Source organism: Kamptonema formosum PCC 10802, assembly GCF_000332335.1.
Classification (GTDB): Bacteria; Cyanobacteriota; Cyanobacteriia; order Cyanobacteriales; family Oscillatoriaceae; genus Oscillatoria.
Genome location: NZ_KB235948.1, coordinates 1,277,302 through 1,294,474, shown reverse-complemented (window position 1 = coordinate 1,294,474; position 17,173 = coordinate 1,277,302). Strand labels below are relative to the sequence as shown.

14 protein-coding genes are annotated in these 17,173 nt (G+C 54.0%); 12 read left to right on the top strand and 2 right to left on the bottom strand.

Annotation, left to right across the window (positions count from 1 at the left end; genetic code table 11):
• Positions 1–338: 338 nt before the first annotated feature.
• Positions 339–1,166: a 16S rRNA (guanine(527)-N(7))-methyltransferase RsmG gene (rsmG, locus tag OSC10802_RS0105490; protein WP_017715778.1), complete on the bottom strand. Its 828-nt coding sequence runs from the start codon at positions 1,164–1,166 to the stop codon at positions 339–341.
• 252 nt (positions 1,167–1,418) lie between these two features.
• Entirely contained in the window at positions 1,419–2,093 is a 675-nt protein-coding gene (locus OSC10802_RS0105485; protein WP_026098192.1) for an ABC transporter ATP-binding protein, read from the bottom strand.
• Between the two features lie 454 nt (positions 2,094–2,547).
• On the opposite strand from OSC10802_RS0105485, the gene OSC10802_RS0105480 reads away from it, so the two are divergent.
• From OSC10802_RS0105480 to OSC10802_RS0105425, 12 genes are all read left to right on the top strand, one after another.
• A complete protein-coding gene (locus tag OSC10802_RS0105480; RefSeq protein ID WP_017715776.1) occupies positions 2,548–3,570 on the top strand; it encodes a Sll0314/Alr1548 family TPR repeat-containing protein in 1,023 nt (340 codons plus the stop codon).
• 13 nt (positions 3,571–3,583) lie between these two features.
• A complete protein-coding gene (locus OSC10802_RS0105475; protein ID WP_017715775.1) occupies positions 3,584–4,030 on the top strand; it encodes a DUF3531 family protein in 447 nt (148 codons plus the stop codon).
• A 452-nt stretch (positions 4,031–4,482) separates the two neighbouring features.
• Positions 4,483–5,505, top strand: coding sequence for a glycosyltransferase family 2 protein (locus OSC10802_RS0105470; RefSeq protein WP_026098191.1), 1,023 nt, complete (start codon positions 4,483–4,485; stop codon positions 5,503–5,505).
• Between the two features lie 39 nt (positions 5,506–5,544).
• Entirely contained in the window at positions 5,545–6,990 is a 1,446-nt protein-coding gene (locus OSC10802_RS0105465; protein WP_017715773.1) for an NAD(P)/FAD-dependent oxidoreductase, read from the top strand.
• Positions 6,972–8,018, top strand: coding sequence for a Gfo/Idh/MocA family protein (locus OSC10802_RS0105460; protein WP_017715772.1), 1,047 nt, complete (start codon positions 6,972–6,974; stop codon positions 8,016–8,018). Before OSC10802_RS0105465 ends, OSC10802_RS0105460 begins: the two co-directional genes overlap by 19 nt.
• A gap of 52 nt (positions 8,019–8,070) precedes the next feature.
• On the top strand, positions 8,071–9,108 hold the full coding sequence (locus tag OSC10802_RS0105455; RefSeq protein ID WP_017715771.1) for a glycosyltransferase family 2 protein: 1,038 nt from the start codon (positions 8,071–8,073) through the stop codon (positions 9,106–9,108).
• Between the two features lie 37 nt (positions 9,109–9,145).
• A complete protein-coding gene (locus tag OSC10802_RS0105450) occupies positions 9,146–10,123 on the top strand; it encodes an NAD-dependent epimerase/dehydratase family protein (protein WP_017715770.1) in 978 nt (325 codons plus the stop codon).
• 133 nt (positions 10,124–10,256) lie between these two features.
• Positions 10,257–11,456, top strand: coding sequence for a glycosyltransferase family 4 protein (locus OSC10802_RS0105445; RefSeq protein WP_017715769.1), 1,200 nt, complete (start codon positions 10,257–10,259; stop codon positions 11,454–11,456).
• Positions 11,446–13,005 carry an alkaline phosphatase family protein gene (locus OSC10802_RS0105440; protein ID WP_017715768.1) on the top strand — a complete coding sequence of 520 codons (1,560 nt, stop codon included), beginning with the start codon at positions 11,446–11,448 and terminating at the stop codon, positions 13,003–13,005. Before OSC10802_RS0105445 ends, OSC10802_RS0105440 begins: the two co-directional genes overlap by 11 nt.
• Positions 13,002–14,549 (top strand): alkaline phosphatase family protein, encoded by a 1,548-nt coding sequence (locus OSC10802_RS0105435; RefSeq protein ID WP_017715767.1) that lies wholly within the window; start codon positions 13,002–13,004, stop codon positions 14,547–14,549. The genes OSC10802_RS0105440 and OSC10802_RS0105435 overlap by 4 nt, the downstream gene beginning before the upstream one ends.
• Positions 14,550–14,639: 90 nt before the next feature.
• Entirely contained in the window at positions 14,640–16,094 is a 1,455-nt protein-coding gene (locus OSC10802_RS0105430; protein ID WP_017715766.1) for a lipopolysaccharide biosynthesis protein, read from the top strand.
• Between the two features lie 105 nt (positions 16,095–16,199).
• Positions 16,200–17,096 (top strand): glycosyltransferase family 2 protein, encoded by an 897-nt coding sequence (locus tag OSC10802_RS0105425; RefSeq protein WP_017715765.1) that lies wholly within the window; start codon positions 16,200–16,202, stop codon positions 17,094–17,096.
• The last annotated feature ends 77 nt before the right edge of the window (positions 17,097–17,173 follow it).

The window sequence follows — 17,173 nt, the reverse complement described above, 5'->3', positions numbered from 1 at the left end:
CCACGCCCCCACCCCACGGCCATTTTTCGGGAGATTTCCTGGAAATGAGATGATTTACGACTAAATGATTTTCACAAAACCCCGAGTTTAGACCGGTTTTGTATATATGCTTTCTTCCGGATATTAGTTTTGGGACCGGCTGTCCCGCACAGCTCCCCCTCACCGCCGGCGGCAGCCGGCAGCGAGCTGTTGCGTTCCCCATTGGTCCTGGGAGAGCTTTCAGAGCAAGGCTTGGAGCTTAGCGCCTGAAACCCTGTCGGGATAAGCTTTTTAGGAGATGTGGGCAGTGAGAGCGCCCACGAGGGGAGAGGGGGAGTGGGGTGCGTTAAGAACAGTCCCTAGAGCGGCTGTTTCGCCGGCACGCCAGTGGGGCGAGGGAAAGCTGCCGGTGTCGCCGCCACTTTCCGGAGGCACACACAGTGACGAATGCCCCGGTCCACCGGCGTGGTGAATGCCTCAAGTGACTCAATCGCGCCGCCGAGGCGCTGCACCGCCTTGCCCAGGGCGTCTGTCTCCTGAGCGGTCCAGTGTCCGCGATAGAGAACAGCCTGTCCGCCGGTTTTCAGCAAAGGCAGGGCATATTCCGCACACACGGATGCCGGTGCGACCGCTCTCAGGAGGGCGATATCGTAACTCTGCCGGTGCTGGGGCTGCTGGCCAATTTCCTCAGCCCTGCCGGTCACCGCCGTGGCATTTTCAATCCCCAAATCGGAGATCAGCGAGCTGACAAAGGCAATTTTTTTGCGAGTGGAATCGAGCAGGGAAACAGTCCATTCCGGCTTGACAATCGCCACCGGCAGCCCCGGAAAACCGGCACCCGTGCCAATATCAATAACTTTCAAACCCGCGTGAGAAGATGCCGGTTGCGCGCCGGCATCCGGAGGGGGCTCACCGCTGGCGCTTCCGGCAGACGCCTTCAAAAAAGGCGCAATTCCGCGCAGGGAATCCCAGAGATGTTTTTCCCAAAAATCCTCTGGAGAGGTGATGCGGGTTAAATTCATCTGGCTGTTCCCCTGCAAAATCAGCTCGTAAAGGAGCTGAAATTGCTGCTGGAAGCCGGCAGAGGGCTGCCAGCCCAGCGTTTCCTGCCACACCGGCATCATTTCCGGCAGCACCAAAACCTTTTCAGTCTTGACTAAAGAGTTTTCAGCTAATTCATCCGACATCGTTTCATCCAATATCGCTAACCTCCTTCCCAGGGGGAGCCGAGGAATCTCGCGTTCCCTCGCTCCCAGATCCCTCTGGAAACGAGAAAAAGAGTGGACTATTTTCCAAATGGGCGCTCCGCAGAGGTAACATATACTTTATCGAGCTATTCTAAATGATTTGTGAAATTCAGGTTTTTCCTTTCTTGGCGCTCCTTCACGGCGGCGGTCAAAAAAAATTACCAATCAATTAGAACCGCTATAAATCACCGCTCAAGAACTAACAGCTGACAGCTGCTGGGTGATAGCGAGCTTATCAGGCTCCACCGGCAGCAGGGAGCCGTGATTGAGAGTCCAGCAGCGGTCGGCCACACTCAACATATCGCCGGCATCGTGAGTGACAACCAGCAGGCTCCAGTGGGTTTTCAGCTTGGCGAGCAAATTCACCAGCTGCCGGCGCATCGACCAGTCCAAACCGGCAGTGGGCTCGTCCAGCAGCAGCAAGTGGGGCTGGCGAATCAGCTGCACCGCCAGGGCGAGGCGTCGCTGCTGTCCGCCGCTTAGGGAATGGGGTGAGGTTTGCAGCGGCAAGTGAGCCAGCCCCACTTCCCCCAGAGCTTGGCTGACTTGTTCTGACCCCAACTCTGGGTGTCCGAGCCGCAATTCTTGTAGAATAGTGCTGCCGCAGAAATGCCGCTCTGGAAACTGAAACACCAGTCCGGCAAGCTGTTGCAGGTGTTCGGGCAGGAGTTCTGCCTCGCGCCACAAGACTTTCCCGCCGGTGGGTTGCGCCAGCCCAGCTAAAATTTCCAGTAAGGTCGTTTTGCCAGACCCGCTCGGGCCAATCACCAGCCCCAGTTGCTGGGGGGCGAGTTCCAGGTTGATGGCTTTCAGGATGGGGGTGGGGGTAGCCGGTGGGTGGTAAACCAAGTTTCTCAGATAGAGCATTCAGAAAGTACCACTAAAGGTGAGCGAGATCAGGTGAGCGAGTGGTGCTGGGGAGTGGCAACCCGGGCATCCAGAGGGGAGGCCGGGAGTTGATACCTGCCATCCATTCTGGCAAACTGTCGCACCCAGCACACAGCTGCCGGTCGGGAGTCCCGATGGCCCGACGGTTTCCGCAGCCCGTGCCGTGCGGAAACGGCACCCGGATTTGGGACGCTCGGATTTGAGGAGAGCCGGTGGAATCTACAATCTAAGTTCTGCCGGGTACGGCGCGCCTCGGCGGAACAGCACAGGAGTTACGCAGAAACCGGGTTTCTCAACCAGCCGTCTGGACGCTGCAGCTCTCGTTCCAGAACCAGAAACCCGGTTTAGCCTCACCGCTGTGGGTAAGTCCCGCCGCAGTGAGTAGGATTGAGACAGTGTTGATTCCACAGGTACTGTTTTTTTTGACCCAACTATGATAGAGCGGTTTCCCACTCTTGTGCGGAGGATTGGTGCGAGTGCTAGAAGGCAGCTGGTGCGGAAGGCCGGCACAGCTGCGATTGCCCTGACGGCACTCACTGGGCTGCACACCCTCTGTTTGCCGGCTCGCCCAACTCTGGCTGAAGATCCCTTCCGCAACAGTAACGCTCAAGCGGTTGGAGAAAATACAGGAGCTGCGTTCAAAGCGCTATTCGTGGAGGGGAACTATAAAGCCGCAACAGAGCGCCTGGAAAAAGCTCTGTCGAGCGAGCCTGACGAGCCTTTGGTTTATGCAATGAAGGCGTCTTTAGCTTACATGCGAGAGGATGAGGGGAGTTTCAATGCCTCCGCGACCAAAACTCGCGAAACTGCCGAAAAGCTGGCCGGCACCAACCCCTTGCGCGGCAATCTCTACACGGCAGTTGGCCATTTTTTAGAAGGCGCTTACATCCTGGAGAAGGAAGGCACGGTCAGGGGGACTCCGCAAGCGCTGAATAAATTGCGGCTGGTGTTCCAGCATCTGGATGCGGCTGAAAAAATCGCCCCCGAAGATCCAGAGGTCAATTTGCTCAAGGGATATATGGATCTGATGCTGGCGGTGAATCTGCCCTTTGCTGACCCAAGTCAGGCAATGGACCGGTTAGAAAAGTATGGCAGCCCCCGCTATCTGGCAGAGCGGGGGATTGCGGTCGGTCACCGGGATATGAAACAATATGACAGGGCGCTGGAATACATCAATCGCGCCCTTGCCGAGACGCCCAACAATCCAGAGGTGCACTATCTAAAAGCTCAAATCCTGGTTAAGCTGAAAAAAGAGGGGGAAGCTAAGGAGCATTTTCAGCTCGCTCTGGCCAAACCGGACATCCTCCCGAAAAGCCTGGTACAGCAGATTTTCTTTGAGGAGTGCAGGAATCAAAGACACCTCGATAAGAAAGAGCGAAATTGTGACGCGCTGCGCGATAAAATTAGAGAGGAGCCGGGCATCTGGGGGCCAAGTGAAGTGCCGCGATTAGACTAGAGGGTGGGTGACGATGCAAGTACAGTTTCGCGAATTTAATCCTTTTGATCTGTGGGTGTGGCTGGAGTTTGACACTGTTCCCAGCGAGGTGGAGAAGCAGTATGTTGAGGAAATCTTTAATTCCTGGTTTTCTCTCGGCAAGCTGGGGGGGTTCAATGCTGAAAATCTCCAGATACAGGAGGCAGGCATCGATATCAGCTATATGGAGTATGACCTTGACGTTGCTGAGGACAGCATGATGGCGCTGATGCACAATATGGGAGAGTTTGAGTATCAAGGAACCTGGGCTCGATGCTGGTTTGACCTGGGAACCAGTGACGCGATCGCTTTGGATGTCCTGCTCAACGCCCTGATTCAATTTAGCAAGGAGTATGTGGCAATTAAAAAGCTGGTCGTGGGGGGCGAAAATAAAGATTGGCCGGTGGGCGATAGCCGCCGGTCTGTGTTTGCCGGTGAGTGATTTGCCCTAGGGTGGGGCGGGTTTCAAGAGAATGTTTTTTCCCCGCACGCATCTGGAGGACAGGGGCAGGCATTCTGGCCGGTCCTAGGAAATTGCCCGGCAATGCCCCTGACCGGTCGTCTGGCAACCGGCAGCCCTCCCACCTCTGGCCCACTCCTGGAACGGATGTAACATTTCTTAAAGCACGAGCTGCCGGCAGCTAACCTCTAAAACCCCCAGCCGCCGCCGGCTGCTAGCCGCCAGCCCCTAGCTTTAATTAAGCTTTACAAAACTAGGGAAAAACAGCCGCTCGGGTTCACAAAAACTTTAGATTTGAGGTGCGGAGTGCGCATTGACATTGAAAGACTTGCTCTGTAAGCTGAAAGAGCGGGTAAGAAAAGTCAAAAATAACGGCCCACTAAAACGCTTATTCGCAGGCGGTGGGCCAGCGTCAAACGCTGACAGCTTTAGCTATGCCATCCCTTACCAGTCCAACGATCTCAATTGTGATTCCAGTCCACAATGGAGGCGAAAATTTCCGCACCTGTCTGTCTAGCTTGGCCAAATTAGATCCTCTCCCTGGGGAAATCATTGTCGTCGCTGATGGCGATACAGATGGTTCTTGGCGTTTAGCTGAGGAATTCGGAGCCAAGGTGCTGAGAGTACCGGCAGCTGGGGGACCGGCGCGGGCGCGGAATTTGGGGGCGCAGATGGCAAAGGGTGACATCCTCTTTTTTATGGATGCTGACGTAGCCATCCCGCCCGATACCGTGAGCCAAATTGCGGGTGCCCTCACTCAGGAGACAGAGATAGCTGCTATTATAGGAGCTTATGACGAAGCGCCAGGATCTGGCAATTTCCTGTCCCAGTATAAAAACCTTTTCCACCACTACACTCACCAGACAGCTTCTGAGGAAGCGTTCACCTTCTGGGGGGCTTGCGGTGGCATCTGGAGAGAGGTTTTCTTGAAAATGGGGGGGTTCGACGAATCGTACCGGCACCCATCGGTTGAAGATATCGAACTGGGCTACCGGCTCAAGGGGGCGGGGTACAGGATTCGGCTGGTGAAAACGCTGCAAGTCAAGCATCTAAAGCGGTGGGGAGTGGTGTCGCTATTAAAAGCGGATTTCTTCTACCGAGCGCTGCCTTGGACTGAATTGATTTGCCGCGACCGGCAGCTGAAAAATGACCTGAACCTGCAAATGAAAAGTCGCATCAGCGTCATCTTGACATACGGGCTGCTGAGTGCTATAGTGGTTTCATTGTGGTGGGGAAGCGCTCTACTCGTTGCTGGATTGCAGGGGGTATTGCTGCTGGCAATCAATTGGCCGGTGTATCGTTTTTTCCACCGGCAGCGCGGTTTGTTATTTGCAATCCAGACCGTACCTTGGCACTGGCTGTACTATTTCTATAGTGGCCTTGCCTTTGCGCTCGGGACAGCGGCTTACCAGCTGCGCCGGTTGACTTCTTTCAGGGTGAGTTTTCGCAAAACCTAAAACAAAGCGCTCATACCAAAAAACTTCAGAGGTGTACTCATGGACCGTCAGCCGGTTATCGTTATCGGTGCGGGTCCCGCTGGGCTGACCGCTGCCTACGAACTGGTCAAACAGGGGATTCTGCCAACTGTGCTGGAAAAAGCCGATAAAGTCGGCGGAATATCGCGCACGGAGACATACAGAGGATATCGCTTCGATATTGGCGGCCACCGATTTTACACTAAAGTCGAAGCCGTGCAGCAACTGTGGCAGGAAGTGCTGGGAGAAGAGTTCATCAAAGTTCCCCGCCTGTCGCGCATATACTATAAGGGCCGGTTTTTCAACTACCCCCTGGAAATATTCAATACGCTCTATCATGTGGGGCCAATCGAAAGCCTGCTGATGCTGCTGAGCTACCTCAAAATCAAATGGCAGCCCTTAAAAGAAGAAGAAACCCTAGAGCAGTGGGTAATCAATCGCTTCGGCGAGCGCCTCTACCAAACCTTCTTCAAAACTTACACTGAAAAAGTCTGGGGAGTTCCCTGTCACCACATCCAAGCCGATTGGGCTGCCCAGCGCATCAAAGGACTCTCGGTAAAAACAGCCATTCTCAACGCTCTTTTCGGCAGCAAGAACGCCAAAAGCTTGATTAAGGAATTTGACTACCCGGTTTTGGGCCCGGGGATGATGTGGGAGCGATTTCAGGAGAAAGTCGAGAGCCAAGGCGGTCAGGTGTGGCTCAACACCGGCGTGCTAAAGTTGGAGCGGGAAGGGAATCGCATTACAAGCATTACCGCCCAAAAGGAAGGGGAAATCGTTCAACTCTGTGGGGAACATTTCATTTCCTCAATGCCTGTTACCTCACTGATTTTGCGGCTTGACCCTGCGCCGCCAGAAGAGGTGGTGCGTGCGGCAAAAAGCCTGAAATACCGGGCGTTTCTCATTGTCTCCCTCATCATAAACCGAGCGAATTTATTTCCAGACAACTGGATTTACATTCACGCGCCAGAGGTGAGAGTGGGGCGGATACAGAACTTCAAGAATTGGAGTCCGGCGATGGTTCCCGATGCCAGCAAGACTTGCCTGGGGATGGAATATTTCTGCAACGAAGGCGATGCGATCTGGAACATGACAGACACAGCGCTGATCGAGCTGGCAACTAAGGAGCTGGGCGAGATAGGTTTGGCCAGTCCGGGCGACGTGGAAGAAGGGACTGTCATCCGCCAGCCGAAAGCCTATCCGGTGTACGACAGCGAATACCGGCAGCATTTAAAGGTTATCAAAAGCTTTTTAGAAACGATTGAAAACTTGCACACGGTGGGGCGGAACGGCACGCACCGCTATAACAATCAGGATCACTCGATGCTGGCGGGGATGCTGGCGGTGAAAAATATCCTGGGAGAAAACCACGATTTGTGGGAGGTCAATACTGAACGGTCGTACTATGAGGAGTTTGAGAAAAAGCCGGCAGGGAGGAGCAGCGAAGCATGTCTAGACTCAAAGTAGGGCTGATCGGTTGCGGTCGGATCGTTCAGCTGGCACACTTGAATGTGCTGGCGCGTCTGCCGGACGCTGAATTGGTGGCGCTGGCGGAACCAGATCCGCAGCGGCGAGAAGAAGCGAGTCGCAGGGTGCCAAAGGCGATTGCCTTTTCTGACTGGCAGGAAATGCTGGAGAAATCAGATGTGGGAGCTGCGGTTATCTGCTTGCCGAATGGGCTGCACGCGGAGGCGGCAGAGGCGGCTTTGAAACTGGGCAAACACGTCTATTTGGAAAAACCCCTAGCTGCGAATCTTGAGGATGCGCGAGATGCGCTTGACGCTTGGCGGAGTGCTGGTACGGTTGGGATGATGGGTTTTAACTATCGCTTCAATCCAATTTACCAGGCGGCCAAGGAATACATAAAATCGGGACAGCTAGGCGAAGTGGTGAGCGTGCGATCGGTGTTTTCTTCCGCTGCAAGAACTCTGCCGGTTTGGCAGCAGCTGAGGTCAAGTGGGGGTGGGGTTTTGCTGAATTTGGCCTCGCACCACATCGATATGGTTCGCTTTTTGTTTGAAGAAGAAGTGAGCCAGGTGTGGGCTCTGGTGCGAACGCTGCGCAGTGAGGGCGACAGCGCCATGCTAGAATTGCAGCTGACCGGCGGGCTGCCGGTGCAGTGCTTCTTTTCCATGAGCGCGGTGGATGAGGACCGCTTTGAAATATACGGTCAAGCCGGCAAACTGACACTCGACCGCTATCAAGTGCCCAATCTTGAAATTGCGCCGGCTACCCGCGATACTTCTCGGCTGAAACCCCTGGGGCGCAGACTGAAATCCCTCCTGAGCAGCCCCAACCTAGTGGGGAAAATTCTCGCCCCCAGCAACGAGCCATCTTATCAGGCAGCCCTAGCGCATTTTGTAGCGGCTGCGCGAGCGAATCAGCCAACTAAACCTGATTTTTGGGATGGCTATTGCAGCCTAGCGGTTATCGCAGCAGCGGAGAAATCAGCCGCTACGGGAAGCCGCATTGCCTTAGAAGCGGGGATTTTATGAACACGCCGGCATCCCGCGCATAAAAGCCTATTATATCATAGAGTTAACGCCGATGAAAACTGATACAAAGACCGCCGATATGGAGACACCGATAGAACAAACAGCAACCGCCAGTAAACCGCTAGTTTCCGTGGTGGTGGAAGGATATAACGAGTCGCGAGAACTCGGGACAGCGGCAGCCACTATGGATGCCCTGAAACAGCAAGACTTTCCGCTCGAACGTGTAGAGGTGGTGCTGGTTGGGAGCCTCGCACAAACTGAGGAATGGAAACGTCTGTATTCAAGCGGGACGCCGTTTCTCTCTGTGAGGACGGTGGAAATCGATGGCGCTAACTATTACGAATTGAAAAATCTAGGCGCTGAAATCGCCTGCGGCGAAATTATCGCCTTTACCGATTCTGACGTGCGTCCGAAATCGACCTGGCTGTCTTCAGCGGTGGGAGCGATCGAGAGCGGAGCCGATGTCGTGGTGGGGCCGAGTCTTTTTAGAAATGACAGCGGCTTCAATCCAGATGATACCATAATGCAAATAGCGGCATCAATCACTTGGGGCTGGATTCTCGGCAAAAATAAAGGCGGACAGCTGCCGCAGCCATTAGGCTTTATGGATCACAACGTTGTCTTCCGAGCGGAGACTTTTCGCACCCACCAGTACAGGACTGAATTCGGACGGATCTGCGCCTCCCCACTGCTCTACCGAGCGATCGTGAACGCAGGAGGCAAAATCGCTTTGCAGCCGAAACAGCAAGTCGCGCATTACTTCTCGTGGCGGTATTGGCTCGTCAGCTTGCATTTCCGGTACGGTTATGAAGTTTTCTCCTTAAGGCGCTTGGATAAAGATTACCCCAATCAATGGATAGCGCGGACAAGTGTTTTAGAGCCGTTGGTGACTATGGGATGGCACGTCATGCTTGACATTCGGCGCTGGTTCAGATTTAGCCGCCTTCTAGAAATCAGTTCGCTCCGCCGCTGGGCGCTCCTGCCACTGGTCGCGGTCATGTCGGCTGTAGCTCGCGCTTCTGAAATGAGCGGGATGTACGCTACATTACTAGCACCGCTCGCGATGAAGCAGTGGGCAGAAAAAGTCTGATGTTGGTGCTGAGAAAAGAGTCGATGGGAGGCAGAGGATGAAAGTTTTGGTAACAGGAGCAACTGGATTTGTGGGGAGTCACCTGACTGAAACCCTGGTTAAAGACGGGTGCGACGTAAGAATTATGGCGCGGCAATCGAGCGATACTTCCTTGCTAGAGAAGCTGGATGTTGAAATTGTTCGCGGAGACATTACAGATGCCGGTGCGGTGGAGAGAGCGGTCACAGGTTGCCAGCAGGTCTATCACCTTGCCGCTCAAATGTTAAAGCCCGGAACCTCTATAAAACTGTACTTTACAGTGAACATAGAAGGCACAAAAAATCTAGTCCGTGCCGCCCTCAAAGCGAATGTTGAAAGGCTGGTTTATACTAGCAGTGCGGGCGTTTATGGAATTCTTAAAAATCCGCCTGTTACTGAAAACTCGCCCCCCAATCCCAGCTCTGCCTATCGCGAATCGAAGTGGTTGGGTGAGGAGGTGGTTCGGTCTGGCTATCAGAAAGAGGGATTGCCTGTCGCGATCGTTCGCTTGCCGGGTGTTTTCGGTCCCGGTTCCTTGAGTTTGTTAGGTTTGACTAAAATCATTGCAACCAAGCGCTTTCGGATGATAGGCACGGGGGAAAATCACGATCATTTGGGTTACGTCTCAGACGTGGTAGACGGGCTGCGGCGCTGCGCCCAGACCAAGGGGATAGAAGGGGAATGCTATCTAATCGCCGGCAAAGAACCGGTCAAGGTCAAGGAGTTGGTAGAGATGATTGCCCGAGAATTGGGGATCGAGAATTCATTCGGCAGCCTGCCGGTGGCTCCCTATCGCGCTTTCAATGCTCTGGGCGAAACCGTTTACAAGCGCTTTGGGTTTGAGTTGCCCCGCGTCCACCGATACGCTCTGTTTCTAGCCGACAAGATTCTGGATCTTTCCAAAGCAGAAAAAGAACTGGGCTATTGTCCCAAAGTTTCCGTGCGAGAAGGGATTAAACAAACGGTTCAGTGGTATCGCCAGAAGGGCTATGTCTAGTGCCACTATAGCGTCTCTCATATTAGTGAGGGACTGAGAAACCCGGTTTCTTAAAGAAACCGGGTTTCTGGGCCGAACCGCTATAAAATTATCGCAGTCTAGTTGTTGGGCAGGTGCGTTGAGCCGATGAAAGATGAAAATTTTGCTGGTTAACGACTACGGAACGCCGACTGGGGGCGCTGAACTGATGATGCTGGCACTGCGAGAGGGGTTGCGGCAGCGGGGGCACGACGCCAGACTTTTTGCCAGTTGCGCCAAAGGCGGCGCAGCAGAAAGCCTAGCGGATAGCGAGTGTTTTGGCACAACCTCCAGTTTCCGCACGCTCTTGCAAACCGCCAATCCTTGGGCGTTGCGAAAGTTGAGTGAAATTCTGAAAAAATTTCAGCCGGATATCGTTCATGTTAGAATATTTTTGACGCAACTTTCGCCGCTGATTTTGCCCTTGCTGAAAGATATACCCAGCCTGTATCACGTTGCCTGGTATCGAGCGATTTGTCCGCTCGGCACCAAGATGCTGCCGGATGGGACAAGCTGCATTGACAGAGCCGGTGCGGTGTGCTACACTAAAGGCTGCCTGCCCCTGCGCGACTGGCTGCCCCTGATGCTGCAGATGAAACTGTGGCGGCACTGGCGCGATGCTTTTAATTTAATTGTCGCCAATAGCGAAGCAACAAAGCGGCGCTTGGTGGCAGAGGGCATCGAGCCGGTGGAAGTTGTCTGGAATGGGATTCCCATTCGCCCCCAACGCCCACCTCTCTCATCGCCGCCAACCGTGGCTTTTGCCGGCAGGCTGGTTTGGGAAAAAGGTGCGGATATCTTAGTGCGGGCATTCGCAAAAGTGGCCGCAGAAATTCCCCAGGCGCGGCTGTTAGTAGCCGGAGACGGGCCAGAACGCAAGGCGCTGGCCGAGCTGATTTCCGAATACAAACTGCAGCAAAATGTCACTCTGCTGGGGCACCTGTCTCGCGAAGAAATGGAACTGCACTTTGCCAGTGCATGGGTGCAGGCTGTCCCGTCGCGATGGCAGGAACCGTTCGGGATTGTGGCGGCTGAGGCGATGATGCGAGGCACGGCGGCAGTCGCCAGCGGTTCTGGGGGACTGACCGAAATCGTTCGGGACAGTCACACCGGCTTTCTCATACCGCCGGAGGATGCCGGTGCTTTAACAGAGGCTTTGCTGCGGCTGCTGCAAAACCGCGATCTGGCAGAACAGATGGGGCAAGCGGGACGGGAGGTGGCGCTGAAAGACTTCAGCGAAGCAACTTTTGTGGACAGATTTATCGGTTTATATGAACCTCTTTTACTAGCTAAGGAGAACGCCAATGGAAAATAATGCCAAAACCCCCCCCTTAATCATGTTCGGACTCGATACTGGCGATCGCGAAGCCATCTTGCGCTGGGCCCGAGAAGGTTACCTGCCAACCATTGCATCGATTTTGGAACGGGGATGTTGGGGCGCGACCGGCGGGCCCGAAATGATCTGCGAGTATGGCGCTTCCTTAACGCTATTCAGCGGCATTTCGCGAACCGAACACGGCTACTATTACTTCCGGCAGTTGAAGCCCGGAACTTACGAGCTAGAAAATTTAAAACCGAGCGATGTCGTGAAGGGCGTCCCTCCCTTCTGGTCTTACTTTTGCGACCGTTCCAAAAAGGTTTTCATCGCTGACGTACCTGACATCGATCCCATACCCGGTATCCAGGGCATGCAAATTTCCAATTGGGGAACCCACACTCACTCTCCAGATCCCCCTTCGACAGAGCCAGCCGAGTTAGTCAAAGAAGTCTTAAACCTAGTTGGCCCGAGAATGATGATTCCTGGGATGCCTGACAGCGATTTCCAACATGATTTGCAAATGTACCGCCGCCTGCTAGAGCGACTCGAGAAGAAAGGAAAACTCTGCATAACTCTCCTGGCGCGGGACAATTTTGATTTAATTAACATCACTTTTTCGGAAACAGACCCAGCCAGCACCCAATTTTGGAAATACCGGCCCGAAGCGCGAGGTAACGGCACAGCGAGTGGGGAAAACGAGTTAACCCACGCCATCCGCAATATGTATCAAGCTGTCGATCGGGAAGTCGGGGCGCTGCTGGCGCAACTGCCGAAAGATGCTAACATTATCATCTATTCACTGTACGGTTCCCAAGACGAATATCCCACTTCTACCCTAATCGATTCTTTCTGCCGACAACTGGGCTATCACGTCAGTTTGCCGCCGGGGCAGCGCCAGCCAAGCCTGTTGAATCTGGCGCGGCAGATAATCCCGCAGCCTTTGCGTCTTGCTATCAGCCGCTTTCTGCCTTCTTCAACCCAGGAAAGCCTGCTGGCAAACCAGTTAAATGCCGGAACGGACTGGCAAAAAACGACTGCTTTTGCGATTCCTTCGCTGTTCACCAGCTTTGTGCGCGTCAACCTTAAAGGGCGGGAACCGCAGGGAATTGTGGAGCCGGGGGCGGAGTATGAGGCTGTTTTACAGCGGCTGGAGGACGACTTAAAACAGCTCGTCGATCCGCACGACGGCAAGCCAGCAGTGAGGCGAGTGGCGCGAACTGTGGAACTTTTTAATTGCCAGCCGCCTCTCTCACTGCCCGATATTTTTGTGGAGTGGAAACCAGGCGACCGCTTCATGGATAGAGTCACGCACCCGCAAACTGTGCTGGTTCAGGAAAAGCCGCAGTATTGCCCAGACAATCAGGAAAAGCTTTCTGGGTTTGTGGCGGCGGCGGGGCCATCTATTCAGGGGCGGGGCGATATCGGCCATGTTTCTTTGCTGGATTTGGCTCCGACGTTTCTGTCGCTGATAGGGGAACCGATTCCAGAACACATAAAAGGGAAACCAATTGAGGCTATTGCGGGCGCACCAGGAGAAAAAAAATGACATTGGAGCGAAAAACTTCACCCCTAGTTATTTTAGGATTTGACGTAGGCGATCTTGATTCCATCCAGCGCTGGGCAAAAGAAGGCTACCTGCCCACTATTGCCTCGATTATGGAACGGGGATGCTGGGGCCAAACTGGCGGTCCCGAACTGGTATGTTCCCACAGCCTCTGGGCTTCTATGTTCAGCGGCATCTCGCGCAACGAACACGGGTACTACTATTTTCGCCAGTTAAAACCGGGGACCTACGACTTGCAACCGGTCAGCGAACCGCATGCAAAGATAAGTCCTTTCTGGTCTTGTTTGCAGGGGACAGATAAAAAAGTGGCGGTCGTTGACGCGCCAAACGCCGATCCGATCTCTGAACTGAAAGGAATTCAGATCGCTGACTGGGCTAGCCTGCATTCGCCCTCTCCTGCTTCGACTGAGCCAAAGGAGCTGCTGGAAGAGGTGCGCCGAGTTTTTGGCCCGCAGATAGTAATTGAGGGAACCTTGAATTTTGACGCTGCCGAAGACCGGCAGATTTACCGCCTGCTGTTGGAGCGAATTGAGAAAAAAGGGGCGCTGTGCCGCCACTTGCTGAGTCAAGATCGCTATGACGTAACAGTCATTATTTTTTGCGAATCTCACATTGCGAACCACCAGTTTTGGCGGCACCGACCGGAAGCCCTCCTTCCCAACCAAACTCCAGAAGCGCCCGATCTCAAAGATGCGATCCGAGACGTTCTTGCTGCGCTCGACCGAGAAATGGGCCAGATACTGTCACAATTACCTAGCGAAGCCAATGTCTTTATCTTGTCGGAGACAGGGATGGAAAACCAATATCCGACCACCGGGCTGATTGAAGCGTTTTGCCGGCAGCTAGGCTATCAGGCAGCTCCAGAACCGAGTGGGAAAAAGTCTCTCTCTCCGATGGATTTGGTGCGTAAGGTGTTACCTGAGCCGGTGCGGGTGGCAATCAGCCAGCGGTTGCTCTCCCGAGAGAAGCGGGAACGCCTGCTGGCGGAGCAGTTCCGCAACAGCACCAATTGGCAGAAGACAAAAGCTTTCTCCATTCCTTCTTTTTACCCGGGCTTTGTGCGGGTGAATCTCAAAGGTCGGGAGCCACAAGGGATTGTGGAGCCGGGAGCGGAATATTTGGCGCTGCTCGACCAGCTGGAGGCAGATTTGATGCAGCTAAAAGATCCGGAAACCGGCGAACCGGTGGTGAGGCGCGTGGAGCGGATTTGCGATCTGTTTGGTGGCGATCCGCCAGCAGTTTTACCCGATCTGTTCGTGCAGTGGAAACCTGCCACTCACTTTATGGAGCGGGTGATTCATCCCAAGGCTGAGCTAAGGCAGCAGAAGCCAGAATTTTACCGGGACAGCGACCATTCCCACAATGGCTTTATTGCGGCAGCCGGGCCATCTATTCAGAGGCGGGGCGCGATCGCCGATGTTTCTTTGCTGGATCTGGCTCCAACGTTTCTGTCGCTGATGGGCGAACCGATTCCAGATAAAATGACTGGCCAGCCTCTTGAGGCGCTCGCGCCCAAAACAGTATAAAGTGAGAAGAAGTCAGAAGTCTGAATCAAAAATCACTTCTGACGTCTCGCTTCTGGCTTCTTCCTTCTGACCTCTTCTTTCATTAATTCAATGAACCCACCGGCTCCCCAACCAAGACGCGGCACGCTAAAAGGGACACTGCAGACCTTTGCCGGCGAAGCAGTCCTGTTTCCCACCGGCTTGCTGACAGCTATCTTTCTGACGCGATCGCTCGGGCCACACGGCTACGGCTTGTTTACTTTAGCTTCTACGATAATTGCCTGGATAGAGTGGAGTGCGACCTCTATCTTCTCGCGCACAACAATTAAATTTGTCAGCGAAGCTGAGGACTGGCGGCCCGTTGGCACAACAGTCTTGCAGCAGTATTTGCTAGTGAGTGGCAGTGCGGCATTTCTCTTGTGTCTGTCAGCGGTTCCGATTGCGCGGCTGCTGGGCGAACCGCAGCTAACAGCATACCTGCTGCTCTTCGCCCCGGAAATAATTCTGTTCGCTGTAGCCAGGGCGCACCGCTCAATTCAAATGGGGCTGGGTGGCTTTTCCAGACAGGCGATTGCCGGTGCCAGTCGCTGGATTGCTCGGCTAATCTTAATTGTCTTGCTTGTCAGTCTTGGTTTTTCCGTGCAAGGAGCAATTCTGGGCAGCGTTGGGGCGTCGCTGGTTGAATTGGCATTCAGTCGATTTTACATCCGCCCCTCGCTGTTCTGTGACGAGCCTTTCCCCGTCAAAAAATTGTGGGATTACGCTCTGCCGATATTTCTGTACGCGCTATCGATGCGTTTCTATGATAAACTGGATTTAATGATGCTGAAAGCGCTGGGCGGCACCGCCGAACAGGCCGGCATCTACGGGGCAGCGCAAAACTTGTCTCTGGTTCCCGGCATCTTTGCCCTGTCTTTTTCGCCAGTGATCCTGTCTAACCTGACTCGAAAGTTGCGCGAAGGGGATCTCCCACAGGCAAAAAAAATGAGTCAGGATGCGATGCGTTTAGTTTTGTTGATACTGCCTTTTGCCGCGCTCACAGCTGGAACCTCTTCTGAGATTGTTGGGCTGATTTTTGGCCAGCCATTTCTGCCGGCAGCGCCCCTGTTAGCCGTGCTGATGTTTGGCTCGATCGCCTTTGTCGGAATCTCTGTAAATACAGCCATTCTCATCGCGGCTGACAAACCCAATTGGACCTTTGCCCTGACGGCACCGATGGTGCCTCTCGCGGCGATCGGTCATGGGTTGCTAATCCCCAAATTTGGAGCGATTGGGGCTTCTTTTTCAACCACCCTATTTGCTTTTTTGGGAGCAGTTGCCACGGTGCTGGCAGTTTACCGCATCTGGCGAATTATTCCCCCTTTCCGCACCCTCATCAGAAGTATCCTCGTCTGCGGGTTAATCTACGCCGTGGCGGTTTATTGGTCCGTTCCCGGATTTTGGCTGCTCTTGAAACTGCCGTCGCTCGCCCTTCTCATCCCGCTGGCATTCCTGCTTGCCGGCGAATTCACTAAAAGCGATATTGCCCTATTTCGCTCTTTGCTTTCCTGGCAAAATGTAAGCTAAAATAGCTGATGAAACCCTCGGACTATCGCGAGCGCGACTTGGCAGAGCCACCGAGCCGGTGCTAGCGAACAGAGCCATCCAGGACAAAAAAACGCCGGAATTTTTATGGAACGAGAACAGCCTTTTTTCTCGATTGTTATCCCCACCTACAACCGTCCGGAACGTCTGGCGACCTGCCTTCAATCTCTGGCGCGGCTGGACTATCCCCGCGACCGGTTTGAGGTTATTATAGTCGATGACGGTAGCGAGATGCCGGTGGGAACTGCGGTGGAGCCGGTGCGAAGCCAACTGCAAATAACGCTGCTCAAGCAACCCAATGCCGGTCCAGCAACGGCGCGGAACACCGGCGCGTTCTGCGCCTTGGGCGAGTTTCTCGCCTTCACCGACGACGACTGCACGCCGGCTCCGGATTGGCTCACAACCCTGGCGGCGCGTTTTGCCGAGTTTCCCGATTGCATAATTGGCGGTCGAACTGCCAACGCCCTTTCCGACAATCTCTATTCTACCGCAAGTCAGGTACTAATCGATTACCTTTACGGGTATTATAATGCTAGTGCCGAGGGAGCCAGTTTTTTCGCTTCTAATAATTTCGCCCTGCCAGCCGAGCGTTTCCGCGCTCTTGGCGGCTTTGATACGAGCTTTCCTCTGGCAGCAGCAGAAGATAGGGAATTCTGCGATCGCTGGCTGCACAAGGGCTATCCTATGATTTACGCTCCCGAAGTTCTGGTTTCCCACGCGCATCACCTCACCCTGACTGCGTTCTGGCGGCAGCACTTTAACTATGGTCGCGGCGCTTTCTGCTTTCACCAAGTTCGCGCCGGGCGAAACCGAACTCCCATTAAAGTGGAGCCTCTCTCATTTTATCTAAACTTGCTAACTTACCCGTTTGTGCGCCCCTCCCAGCAACCCGCGCCCTTGCTCACCGGCTCGCTCTTCCTGTCTCAAGTCGCCAATACAGCCGGTTTTTTTTGGGAGCGAAGGATCCAGCAGCGCCAACGCTAAATTTGTGGTAATATCCGCCCCAGAAACCCGGTTTTTTTAAGAAGCCGGGTTTCCGTGAGAAAGGCTATAATATACAA